The organism is Neobacillus niacini NBRC 15566, from assembly GCF_001591505.1.
In the GTDB taxonomy this organism is placed as follows: domain Bacteria; phylum Bacillota; class Bacilli; order Bacillales; family Cytobacillaceae; genus Neobacillus; species Neobacillus niacini.
Genome location: NZ_BCVA01000082.1, coordinates 1 through 12272, shown reverse-complemented (window position 1 = coordinate 12272; position 12272 = coordinate 1). Strand labels below are relative to the sequence as shown.

The following is a 12272-nucleotide window of genomic DNA, read 5'->3' as shown; positions in this document are numbered from 1 at the left end:
GGCTGACAATTCATTTATTCAAGACTAGTCCTTTTTTTGTTCTAAAATCCTTTAATCAATTTTTTTTGATAAATAGGTTGTAATTAGAAATATTTGCTAATATACTGTAACTATAAATCAAAAAAAGTTGATTTATGAGCTATAAATCAAAAATATTTGATTTTTCCCTCTACTAAAACTTAAAGGAGATGTATTTTTATGAAGGTGCATGTTGGTGTTAATGTAACGGATTTAGAAAAGTCGATTAAGTTTTATTCTCAAGTGTTTAATACTGAGCCTGAGAAGGTAAAGTCAGACTATGCCAAATTTCTACTGAATGACCCAGCGTTAAATTTTACATTAAACTTAAAGGATAAAGTATCTGGAAATCAGGTAGGGCATTTTGGATTTCAAGTGGAAAATCGGGATGAAGTATTCAAGCACAAAGAGCGTTTAGAGAAATTAGGTTTCTTTGCTCGTGAAGAAATGGACGTTAATTGCTGCTATGCAACCCAAGATAAATTTTGGGTAACCGATCCTGACGGAAACGAATGGGAATTCTTCTTTACAAAAGGAGATTTAGAAGATATTGTTCAGGAGTATCATGCTGTGCAGTGGAGACAACAAAATCATAAAAAAATACTACAAGTTGAAAAAGGTTAGTTTATTAAATCAGCTGTACAAAGTTTTAGCATTTAGCTGCCATTTAGGCAGCTTTTTCTAATTTTTTTCATTATTTTTCGCATCCAAACACCTAAATTTTTCAATTAATAATTTTAATTAATTAGACCGGTTTGGAATTGAAAAAGTTTCCATTGAAGATTAATTTTCACAAAAAGGGTAGGTTAGCTACTAAACTCTTTAATCTACTTTATAAAAAAATGTATAATAATTCACAGATATTAATATTTATATATATCGTGTTGAGGGGGAGAAGGATTGATGATTCTGTTTTATGAATCGGAAAAACTAGATGACTATTTACTCGAATTAACCGAAGTTAATTATTCTAATCCAATTATTAGAAAGAAAGCAGATGATCTTTTTAATCCATCTCGAACGGAAATTGAAAAAGCAAGGATAGCTTTTGAATTTGTTCGTGATGAAATATCTCATTCTTGGGATATAAAATCGAACCGAGTTACTTGTAGAGCTTCGGACGTATTAGACTTTAAAGAGGGAATTTGCTATGCAAAATCACACCTATTAGCGGCTTTATTGCGTTCACAGGGAATACCAACAGGGTTTTGTTATCAAAGATTGATGTTATTTGACACTCCAGAAAAAGGGTATTGTATTCACGCTTTAAATGCCATATTCCTTAAATCACTTAATAAATGGATTAGGGTTGATGCTCGTGGAAATAAAGAGGGAATTGATGCCCAATTTTCAATTGATGAAGAAAAATTAGCTTTTCCCATTAATAAAGGACTTGATGAAAAGGATTATCCAGTTATTTATGCTAAGCCTCATCCCAAAATTGTGGCTGTTCTAAAAGAAAATACGAATGCAATAGAAATGTATAAATATCACTTGCCTGAGAGTTTGTAGTTGTCTTGCATCGGGGTCGTTCTTTTAAGATGCGGCTGCCAGTACAGTGGCCATCTTTTATTGAATTAAGGGGAAAGATGGTAAAGGAAAGGGATATACTTAGTGGTAATTGTAAGGGGGAAGGGATATAGTATTTCAAATAAATTCCAATTAATACATTGACATTTTGTTGAATTTATTTGATAACACCTATAGAATTTTATAGGTGCTTTTTAATGTGATTTTCATATTTTTATAATTTATCCTTGAAAAAGACTAAAATAGAGAGGTCGTTAAATATGAAGCGCGAATTATTCTTGCAAATGAATACGATCTTTATAAGTATTTTAATTGAGGCATTGCCTTTTATCTTGTTAGGGGTATTAATATCAGGGATTATTCAGATTTTTGTAACGGAAGAAATGATGGCTCGGATCATTCCGAAAAACAAAATACTTGCCGTGTTTTCTGCTGCTTTCATAGGCGCTATTTTTCCTGCTTGTGAGTGTGGAATTGTTCCAATTACGCGACGATTAATGGCAAAAGGTGTTCCGCTTTATGCAGCAATCCCTTTTATGCTTACTGGTCCAGTGATAAATCCTATTGTGTTGTTTTCCACTTATATTGCATTTGGGAACAATTGGGATATGGTTTTGTATCGTGGAGGGATCGCCTTACTGGTTGCTCTCATTGTGGGTGGGTTACTTTCCATACAATTCAAGGATTCTCAGTTAAAGAATGATGTAGCTGACCATGTTCACCGGAAATCATTTAAAGCAAAATTTATTGGTATGCTAAAGCATTCAATTGATGAGCTGTTTTCAGTCGGGAAATTCTTAATCCTTGGTGCGTTTGTTGCGGCAGTCATTCAAACCACGGTAAAAACATCTACCTTGCTGGACATTGGACAAGGTCCGTTATCTTCTAACCTGGTTATGATGGGTCTCGCATATGTTCTTTCGTTATGTTCAGAGGCGGATGCCTTTGTAGCAGCATCCTTTAGAAGTACATTCTCAACAGGTTCCCTTGTTGCCTTTCTTGTTTTTGGACCAATGCTGGATATTAAAAATACGTTAATGCTCTTAGGAACATTCAAAGCGAAATTTGTTCTGTATTTAATGGGCTATATAACTGTCTTGGTTGCCATAATAACATTATTTATTAAGTAGGGAGGTGGTGGTGCTGATATGTTAAGAACACTCATATTAATTGGATTAACGTATTTATTTATGCATTTGCATGCATCAGGAGATATCTCTAAGTATATCAATATGAAATATTCTTATTTATCTCACTCTGCCATTTATATACTAGCCATTTTCACATTCCTTAGTATTTATTTTTATCTGAAAGAAGATCAACACGATCACGATCATGATCAATGTGGAGATGATTGTGGGCATTCAAATGAAGAAAATACTTGGTGGAAAAAAGCAATAACCTATGGAGTATTTGTTATTCCGATTTTGACTGGCCTATTTCTGCCTGTTGCAACGCTTGATTCGAATATTGTTGAGAAAAAGGGCTTTTATTTTCCTGTTTATGCAGACAGCGATTCAAGTAGCCAGCATCAATTTTTACAACCTGATACAAGTGTTTATTATGGACAAAATGACTACGATGACTTAATGGCTAAATCGTTAAAGAAACTACTGAAAATAGATATGCTTGAACTTAATGAAAGCAACTATTTAACCGATTTAGAATCCATCTATAATTATCCAGGACAATTTGTTGGCAAAGAAGTAAAAATAACAGGATTTTCCTATAGCACAGATGAATTAGCTGCCAACCAAAAATTTCTTTTCCGTTTTGGAATTATTCACTGTGTTGCTGATTCAGGCGTGTTTGGAATGTTAGTAGAACTTCCGGAGGATGTTAGCCCCAATAATGATGAGTGGCTTACAGTAAGTGGAAAACTCGAAACTATCTACTATCAGCCCTTTAAGAAAACAATTCCTTATTTAAAAGTGACATCATGGGAGACCATTCCTACACCAGACGATCCTTATGTATATCGTCAGTATTAATAGCCTTGGTTCAATAAGAACTAAGGCTATTTTTTCTACAGGACTTTCACGCTGATTGGATAGAGGTATGGTTCTTTAGGTTCATCAATTACTTTCCAGTTGGTAATTTTTATGATTGGAAATTTGGTGCCATTATAATTCGTGGTATCCAAAACGCCTTTCGCTTCAATCCAGGTATTTACTTCTATGGACGATGCTCCTGGTAACTCTGATATAAATCCAACAATGCCAGCATCTGCTACACAATGTGTTATCAAAAATCTTGCTAGTACAAGCTGGTTTTTTTCAAGCCCATCTTCTTTATAAACAAATCCTTTTAAATGGATTTCTCTACCTTTAAATTTATCGAGGTCCATATGCATTTCTTCATAATAGGTAGAAAAAACATGATCGTTCATCTCAATAGTGGAACTTTGTTCTAATTGCTGTATTAATTGTTCGTATTCTTCGTTTGTATAAACGTTGTCTTCTATACGCGAAAGGTCTACAAGATCCTCATTAATAACAGGATCTTCCTGTTGATTATTGTTAGGTACAGCCTCCTCCTCTTTTTTCTCTGATCTCTGATTTGATAGTACGGCCAGCCCACCTTTTTTATCAGCAATAGATGCGTCGAGAACTTTTGAAGGGAGCAGGAACCCCGTGATCAAAGGAAAAACAATAACAAGATAAGCGATTAATTTTTTTGTACTAAAAGGGGAATCTCCATGGTCGTGACTACAGTTATGGTCGTGTGCATCGTGATGACAATGGTGATGCTGACTGTTTTCTTTAACGGTCCATACTCTTGTCGTTTGGATAATAAACAAAATTAGAAATAATACAGAAGCAGACTGACTTAAACCCTCATATTTGGGATTAATAAACTTCGTCATTTCACCAGTAAAATGAAGCTTAAAAAGCAGGACTGAAAAAGCTAGTAAAATAAACGCTCTGACAGCCTGTTGAAAATGGAATCTCACAACTTTTCCCCCTTAAATAAAGCTTTGCGCAAGCATGATCGTCATAAAGATAATCGAAATGATTAAAGCTAGCACACCGAAAACAAACTTCACTCGAAATACGCTCAACATCATAAGGGTATTTTTTAAATCCATCATTGGACCAAAGATTAAGAATCCTAGGATGGCTGAAGTTGGAAAAATATTGCTGAAGGACGCACCAATAAATGCATCTGCTTCAGAACAAAGTGATAAAACGTAAGCTAATCCCATCATGAGCGATAGTGATGATATCGGTCCGCTGCCAGCTTCCAAGAGAGTTTTTGCAGGTAAATAGGTTTGGACAAATGCAGCTAAAAAAGCTCCAATAACGAGGTACTTGCCCATATCAAAAAACTCATCAATGGAATGGGTTAACATGGACCAAAATCTTGTTGAAAGAGATTCTTTTTTAGAGAGTGTATGTGAAGATCTTGTATGAATAGGAGTTTTTAATTGAGTTCCTTTAAAAATAATGCTAACAACCAATGCAACCATTAAAGCGACAAAAAAACCTAACCCCATTCTTAATCCCGCAATCTTAAAATCGTTCCCAAATGCCATATAAGTAGAGGCAATCACAATGGGATTAATAAGCGGACCTGTCAGCATAAAACCGATGGCAGCGTGGATGGGTACTCCTTTCCCAACAAGACGACGGACGATAGGAACTATACCACATTCACATGCAGGAAAGAGGGCACCAATTATACAACTCATGATTATAGCTAAAACCTTATTTTTGGGAATCCAGCGTTGAATATGTTCTTCTGTGACAAATATTTGAATCACACCCGCGATGAGGACTCCTATTAGAACAAATGGCAGTGCCTCTATTAAAATACTTAGAAATATCGTGTTTAGATTTAATAGAGACGGAGGTAAATCGAATGAAAGTTTAAAGCTAGTACTAAATGAAAGCAATAAAAGTGCTAAAACAATGATCATAATACCCGTAAGTTCAATGATATTATTGCGAACAATGCGATACATAAATACCTCCCGTTTCTATTAAATAATTTGTACATTTAATAGAGTATGAAAAATTTTTATAAATATACCTTGATCGATCTATGTAAAGGGAGGCCCAGCCGCAAAAATGGCCGGGATTGATTAGTCAGTATGTTGTTAGTCATTTAAAACTTTCTTTATCGTTTCTAAATTCTTTCGCATGATGCTGAAGTAATCATCTTTTTGTTTAATGTTTTCTTCTGTTATTGCCTCTAGATTATGGAGACTAAGAGACTTTGCTCCTAATTCTTCTTGGATGATTTTTGCTACCTTTGTTGAAACATTCTGCTCGAAAATCACATAATGAATGTTATGTTCTGTAGACTCTTCAATGATTGCTTGCAGTTCTTTCTGAGTTGGTTCTTGTGTGGGTGATAAACCTGATATGGAAATCGCTTCAATGCCATATCTCTTTTCCCAATATCCATAAGCATCATGAGAAACTAATAAATTCTTCGTTTTTGAACTCTCAATAGTCGTTTTAAATTCCTGATCCAGTTTTTCGAGCTCGCTTTTTAGCTGTTTAAAATTGGTTTCAAACTCTGCTGCGTGCTCTGGCATTAATTTACTTAAAGAGTTTTTAATGTTATTTGCTAGAGTGATAGAAAGTACAGGATCTAACCATACGTGGGGATCTACGTCACTATGATTATGTTCTTCACCTCCATGGTTTTCCGATCCTGTGTGTTCACCTTCATTTTCATCAGAATGTCCTTCTTCATCATCATGATGATGATCATCAGTGGATTCAATGAGTTCGATTCCATCTGCGGCTTTTAAGACTTGTACATCCTCCTTTTCCAAAGCTTCTGTTGCTTTTTCAGCAAACCCTTCAATTCCAACTCCTGTATAGATAAATAAATCTGAATTGGCTAGTGCAACCATGTCTTTAGTAGAAGGCTCAAAGGAATGGGCATCTACATTTGGAGGATAAATACTTTTTACTTCGACGTAACTTCCGCCAATTTTTTTAGTGAAATCTTCAAGCGGATAAATGGTGGTATAGACTGTTAAAGAGATTTTTTCTTTATTTTCTCCGGTTTTTACAACTTCTTTGGGGCCACAACCTGTTAACAAAAGGCCTAAAGCTAGAACAGAGGTAGACATAAGTGTAGAAATTTTCATAGAATTACTCCTTTAATATATAAAATTTTTTATAGAATGTTATAAAACGAAATTGTTACGTTTTACATTCTAAAATAAATCTATGTGTTTGTAAATGAATTTAGGAATCATTTCGATTTATTTTTTTAATCAAGAAGTTATAGTTCTACCGCTTGACATTAAAATAAAATTACGATAAAGTGCAAATCGTAATCATTTTGATTTGAAAACGAAAAATTAAGGAGGAATGTAAGATGCGTGTAAAAATTACTTTGCAATGTACAGAAACTGGAGACAGAAATTATATTACAACAAAGAACAAGCGGAATGATCCTGAAAGACTCGAACTAAAGAAGTATTCTCCTCGGTTGAAACGCTATACGATACACAGAGAAACAAAGTAAGAAAATATGTCCTTTAATACCTGATTGATTTCAAGTTAATTAACATATGTATAAAGTATAAATCGTAATGATTATTATTTGAAAAACAGAAGGGAGAATGATCATGAAAGACACAAGAATTCCGGTAACTGTTTTAAGTGGCTATTTAGGAGCAGGGAAGACTACTTTACTAAACCATATTCTTCAGAACCGAGATGGATTAAGAGTTGCCGTTATTGTCAATGACATGAGTGAAATTAATGTGGATGCAGAATTGGTAAAACAGGGAGGAGGGTTAAACAGAACGGAAGAAAAGCTTGTGGAACTATCAAATGGGTGTATTTGCTGTACATTAAGAGAAGACCTTTTAAAAGAAGTGAAACGACTTGTCGAGATTGGAAATATAGATTATATTGTGATTGAATCAACAGGTATAAGTGAACCAGTACCTGTTGCACAAACTTTTTCTTACATAGATGAAGAGTTGGGGATTGATCTTACAAAACATTGTAAACTCGATACAATGGTTACAGTTGTTGATGCAAACAGATTTTGGCATGACTTTGCCTCAGGAGATCTCCTTCTGGAAAGAAACCAGGCAGTAGGGGAAGAGGATGAAAGAACGGTTGCGGACTTATTAATAGATCAAATAGAGTTTTGTGATGTCTTGATCCTTAATAAATGCGATTTGCTTGAAGAGGAACAATTAATTCAGCTGGAGGTTTTTTTAAGAAAGTTACAGCCTACAGCGAAATTTCATCGTTCAATTAAGGGGAAGGTTCGCCCGCCAGAGATTTTAAATACAGGTTTGTTTAATTTTGAAACCGCTAGCGAATCTGCCGGTTGGGTTAAAGAACTGGAAGCGCCTACGCATACTCCGGAAACGGAAGAGTATGGAATCAGTTCCTTCGTTTATAGAAGTTTGGTCCCATTTCATTCTGAAAGATTCAACCGCTGGGTGGAAGAAATGCCAGAAGAAATTGTGAGGGCAAAAGGAATCGTATGGTGCGCAACCAGGAATGACGTAGCTTTATTGTTTTCGCAAGCAGGTCCATCGGTGCAATTAGACCCGGTAGCGTATTGGATTGCCTCCTTGTCCCAAGAGCAACAAGCCCAATATTTTGAAGAAGACCCGACATTAAAAGAAGATTGGGATGAAAAGTTTGGAGATCGGAAAAAAGAAATCGTTGTGATCGGAATTTACATGGATAAAGAAGTTGTGAAAACTTCTTTAGATCGCTGTTTATTGACAGAAGAAGAGATGACACAAAATTGGAATAAAATGAAAGATCCCTTCGTATGGAATATTACTACAGCAGTTAAATAAAATGAACGAGCCTACTATATTTAATGTAGGCTCATTCATTTTATTTTGGAGCCCACCCTTGAATTTTATTATGGAAAAATAAATGTATACATCTACCTTTTGTATTTTAATCTAATCATATTTAGGGAGGGATTAAATTGAATAAAGTAAAATTAAGAAAAAATGGACAATTGTACATTCCTAAAACTCTTACAAAAATATTAAATATTACAGTAGGTGACATTATCAATATATTTATAGATGGTAAAAAAATTGTATTAACAAGTAAAGAAGGCTTTGAAAAAGAAAATAAGTGTACTTATAATCAAAAAGGAACAATCCATATACCGGCAGAAATTAGAAAATTAAATAATATCGACACAGAGGCAGTTTTTATTATTACTATCGATGAAAAGGAAAAACGGGTATACCTTATTCCTGATTTAACAGGTTGAATGAGATTGTGAAGAATTATACTTAAACTATAGGATGCTGTAGTTTAAGAAGGACTCAATCATAAATAAAAATCGCTAACGCTCCTGTTAAGCGATTTTTCATTTCCCCAATTTTTTTCTGTTAGCAAAATTGCGGGTTAAAGTGTCCCGTAATTTGCACCCTTACAGAAGTGTCTGCTAGTCTGCAAAATGGTATACAAATTCTGTAACAGAAAAACAAAATCTATTAGTATAAATGCCTGTTTACCAAAAAAATAGACCATCATTTTATATTACAAATTGATGGTCTATTGCTTTACAAATTAAATTTTGTGATAGGTAACTGAACCCGTTACTATAATTAATGGTTTTATCTTGTTATTTGGTGATGTACTAAAGTGTGTATTTTGTGGCATGCAGTAATTAAGCAAATTCTGAATATGGTATTTACTATTTTTCCTAAATTCATGTGTACTCTATTCGAGATTGGCATGTTTTCCATACATTTTAGTAGAATCTAAGCCTTTTTTCTCCATAAAACGCAAGATTAAGGCATCATAAAATAACAACATCGTTTGCTCAAATAATGAACCCATTGGTTGAATGGTCTTGTAATCACCTTCAGATTGATCTTTCGTTACTCCCGGTAATGTAACAATAATATCAGCTAATTTTCCAATGGTTGATTCAGGTGAAATGGTAATAGCTGCGACTGTGCCTCCTAAGCTTTTAGCTTTTTCAGCAATGGCAACCAATGTTTTAGTTTCTCCTGACCCAGAACCAATGATTAATAGATCGTCCTTTTCTAAATTAGCGGTTACTGTTTCACCAACTACATAGGCATCAATCCCCATATGCATCATACGCATTACAAAAGATTTACCCATCAATCCAGATCGGCCCGCACCCGCCACAAAGATTTTCTTGGATTCTAAAATCTGGTTTACTAATTTCTCTGCCTCTGAATCAGAAATTAAGTGGACCGTTTGACTTAATTCTTGAACGACTTTGGCTAAATATTGTGTAGTCTCCATTGTTGAATTACCCTTGTTTAATTAATTCTTGCATTTCGCGTGCTATTGCGTTTTTATCTTCTTTATTTGTAATCCCGCCACCCACGATAATTAGATCTGGGTGTTGTTTAATTACTTCAGGAAGTGTTTCTAATTTGATTCCGCCTGCAATGGCCGTTTGCGCATTTTTAACAACGCTCTTGATAGTTGCAAGGTCTTCGAAAGAATTTTTTCCAACAGCTTGAAGATCGTAACCTGTGTGAACACAAATATAATCAACACCAAGTTCATCTAGTTCTTTTGCTCGTGTTGCAATATCCTTGACAGCGATCATATCAGCAAGGATTTGTTTACCTTGTTTTTTAGCTTCTTCAACCGCGCCTTTAATGGACTCGTCTTCTGCAGTTCCAAGAATCGTAATGATGTCAGCACCTGCTGCTGCGGCTTGACTTACTTCATATCCAGCTGCATCCATAATTTTCAAGTCAGCTAATACGGTTAAGTTAGGAAATGCAGCTTTTACTTCTTTCACTGCTTTAAGACCTTCATTGATCACCACAGGTGTACCAATTTCAACAACATCAATAAACTCTTCTACCTCTTTCACTAATTCAATTGCTCCTGGAATATCGACAAGATCTAATGCTAATTGTAATTTCATTTATATTCGCTCCTTATAGAATATTTTCATTTGTTGTGCTAAGTGGCTGTCATACATGAGCCAATGTTTCCTGTTGAAACAACTTACTCATTAGCACGTTGTTTAGTATACTTAGTATGTTATGAAATTAAAAGTACGCACTTTTACCGCATATAGTGCTAAAAAGTATACTATAGGGTAAAATAATGGGGAGGTGATTTTGTACATGCCAAATTTAGGAGAAAAAACGTTTAACTGTGAAAAAGAATTAACACTTTCTGTAATTGGTGGTAAATGGAAAATGTTAATTTTATGGCACCTAGGCAAAGAAGGAACCAAACGATTTGGTGAATTAAAATCTCTTATGCCTGGCATTACCCAAAGAATGCTTGTGAATCAATTACGTGAACTTGAAGATCACTTAATTGTCCATCGTGAAGTGTACCCTGTAGTTCCACCGAAAGTTGAATATTCATTAACGGAGCATGGAAGAAACCTTTTACCGATTTTAGAGGCTATGTACGACTGGGGCAAAGATTACATTGTGAATGTCTTGGACAAGGAAACTGAGGATAAATCTGGTGTTAAGTAGATTTTCATGCATTAAACAATAATAACTTACCACGGTTAGCCATTTTTAACCGTGGTGTGTATATAAGCGTAAGAACAACAGCAAATCTAAATTAAAAGCCTTGAACGGTTTTTTAGAGCGGATTTTCTATTATTTTCCTACTTTTTGTGTAAAATAGAATTGAAACTAAAAGAGAATAGGTGAGAACATGAGTCAATTATCCGAATTTGTATCCAAGCAGCATGAGCATAATGTTGAAGAGTTAAAAGAATTGCTTCGCATTCCAAGCATAAGTTCCTTATCTGAGCATAAACAGGACATTCAAAAAGCAGCTTCCTGGATTGCCCATAAGTTAGAAGAGATTGGAATGGAACATGTTGAAATTGTCCAAACAAAAGGTCATCCAATTGTTTATGCAGACTGGCTTCATCAGGAAAATGCGCCAACTGTATTAGTATACGGTCATTATGATGTACAGCCTGTGGATCCGCTTCACTTATGGGAAACACCTCCGTTTGAACCAGACATCCGCGATGAAAAAATCTATGCCAGAGGGGCAACAGATGACAAAGGTCAGACATTCTTACATATTAAAGCTGTCGAAGCACTACTGAAACTAGAAAATAAATTACCGGTTAACCTAAAATTTTGCATCGAAGGGGAGGAAGAAATCGGAAGTCCTCATCTTCCACAGTTTTTAGCTGACAATAAAGAAAAACTAGCCTGTGATGTGGTGATCATTTCCGATTCGGATATGTGGGATAGAGGCGTTCCTGCAATTACCTATTCTTTAAGAGGTCTGGCAGCTCTCGAGTTTTCCCTTAAAACGGCAAATACGGATTTGCATTCAGGCATGTTCGGCGGAGGAGTTCAGAACGCTAACCATTTATTAGTGAAGCTGCTTTCTACTCTTCATGATGAAAATGGAAAGGTAAATATTGAAGGGTTTTATGATGATGTTTTAGATTTGACAGACTTTGAGAAGGAACAAATTAAAGCACTAGGCTTTGATGAAGAAAAGCTAAAAAAACAATTAGGTTTAACAGAATTAACGGGTGGGGAAAATAATTACCCATATCCAGAGAAAATCAGTTCGCGGCCAACATTAGAATTAAACGGCTTATGGGGTGGATTTCAAGGGGAAGGTACAAAAACCGTCATTCCGAACGAGGCGCATGCCAAAATCACCTGCCGTCTAGTCAATAATCAAAATCCGGAAAAAATCCAAGGCTTGATCAAAAAGCATTTAGAAGAACATGCACCAAAAGGATGTACGATAAAAGTAACACTT

General features: G+C 35.1%; 14 protein-coding genes. 9 read left to right on the top strand and 5 right to left on the bottom strand.

The window, feature by feature from the left end; all coding sequences use genetic code 11:
• The first annotated feature begins 198 nt into the window (after window positions 1-198).
• From BANA01_RS28180 to BANA01_RS28165, 4 genes are all read left to right on the top strand, one after another.
• On the top strand, window positions 199-642 hold the full coding sequence (locus BANA01_RS28180; RefSeq protein WP_082799700.1) for an ArsI/CadI family heavy metal resistance metalloenzyme: 444 nt from the start codon (window positions 199-201) through the stop codon (window positions 640-642).
• Between the two features lie 279 nt (window positions 643-921).
• Window positions 922-1530, top strand: coding sequence for a transglutaminase-like domain-containing protein (locus BANA01_RS28175; RefSeq protein WP_034674515.1), 609 nt, complete (start codon window positions 922-924; stop codon window positions 1528-1530).
• Window positions 1531-1808: 278 nt separating this feature from the next.
• Window positions 1809-2678 (top strand): permease, encoded by an 870-nt coding sequence (locus BANA01_RS28170; RefSeq protein WP_034674517.1) that lies wholly within the window; start codon window positions 1809-1811, stop codon window positions 2676-2678.
• Window positions 2679-2696: 18 nt separating this feature from the next.
• The gene (locus tag BANA01_RS28165; RefSeq protein WP_034674519.1) at window positions 2697-3539 is read left to right on the top strand and encodes a TIGR03943 family putative permease subunit; all 843 of its coding nucleotides are present in this window, start codon (window positions 2697-2699) and stop codon (window positions 3537-3539) included.
• Between the two features lie 35 nt (window positions 3540-3574).
• Here BANA01_RS28165 and BANA01_RS28160 read toward each other — a convergent pair whose 3' ends face one another.
• From BANA01_RS28160 to BANA01_RS28150, 3 genes are all read right to left on the bottom strand, one after another.
• Window positions 3575-4501 carry a TIGR03943 family putative permease subunit gene (locus tag BANA01_RS28160; RefSeq protein ID WP_063255598.1) on the bottom strand — a complete coding sequence of 309 codons (927 nt, stop codon included), beginning with the start codon at window positions 4499-4501 and terminating at the stop codon, window positions 3575-3577.
• 12 nt (window positions 4502-4513) lie between these two features.
• Window positions 4514-5512 (bottom strand): permease, encoded by a 999-nt coding sequence (locus tag BANA01_RS28155; RefSeq protein WP_034674509.1) that lies wholly within the window; start codon window positions 5510-5512, stop codon window positions 4514-4516.
• Window positions 5513-5647: 135 nt separating this feature from the next.
• Window positions 5648-6655 (bottom strand): metal ABC transporter substrate-binding protein, encoded by a 1008-nt coding sequence (locus tag BANA01_RS28150; protein WP_034674512.1) that lies wholly within the window; start codon window positions 6653-6655, stop codon window positions 5648-5650.
• A 233-nt stretch (window positions 6656-6888) separates the two neighbouring features.
• Here BANA01_RS28150 and rpmG point away from each other — a divergent pair, with 233 nt between their 5' ends.
• The 3 genes from rpmG (at window position 6889) to BANA01_RS28135 (ending at window position 8778) form a co-directional block, all read left to right on the top strand.
• Complete coding sequence (gene rpmG / locus BANA01_RS28145) at window positions 6889-7038, top strand: 50S ribosomal protein L33 (RefSeq protein ID WP_034674496.1); 150 nt, start codon at window positions 6889-6891, stop codon at window positions 7036-7038.
• A 103-nt stretch (window positions 7039-7141) separates the two neighbouring features.
• A complete protein-coding gene (locus tag BANA01_RS28140; protein WP_034674499.1) occupies window positions 7142-8344 on the top strand; it encodes a GTP-binding protein in 1203 nt (400 codons plus the stop codon).
• A gap of 137 nt (window positions 8345-8481) precedes the next feature.
• Window positions 8482-8778: an AbrB/MazE/SpoVT family DNA-binding domain-containing protein gene (locus BANA01_RS28135; protein ID WP_034674500.1), complete on the top strand. Its 297-nt coding sequence runs from the start codon at window positions 8482-8484 to the stop codon at window positions 8776-8778.
• Between the two features lie 455 nt (window positions 8779-9233).
• Here BANA01_RS28135 and hxlB read toward each other — a convergent pair whose 3' ends face one another.
• The gene (gene hxlB, locus BANA01_RS28130) at window positions 9234-9791 is read right to left on the bottom strand and encodes a 6-phospho-3-hexuloisomerase (RefSeq protein ID WP_034674502.1); all 558 of its coding nucleotides are present in this window, start codon (window positions 9789-9791) and stop codon (window positions 9234-9236) included.
• A 7-nt stretch (window positions 9792-9798) separates the two neighbouring features.
• The gene (gene hxlA, locus BANA01_RS28125) at window positions 9799-10431 is read right to left on the bottom strand and encodes a 3-hexulose-6-phosphate synthase (protein WP_034674504.1); all 633 of its coding nucleotides are present in this window, start codon (window positions 10429-10431) and stop codon (window positions 9799-9801) included.
• 205 nt (window positions 10432-10636) lie between these two features.
• On the opposite strand from hxlA, the gene hxlR reads away from it, so the two are divergent.
• Window positions 10637-11002 carry a transcriptional activator HxlR gene (hxlR, locus tag BANA01_RS28120; protein ID WP_034674506.1) on the top strand — a complete coding sequence of 122 codons (366 nt, stop codon included), beginning with the start codon at window positions 10637-10639 and terminating at the stop codon, window positions 11000-11002.
• Between the two features lie 187 nt (window positions 11003-11189).
• The coding region (locus tag BANA01_RS28115) for a dipeptidase (protein WP_063255597.1) at window positions 11190-12272 on the top strand (1083 nt) is incomplete at its 3' end.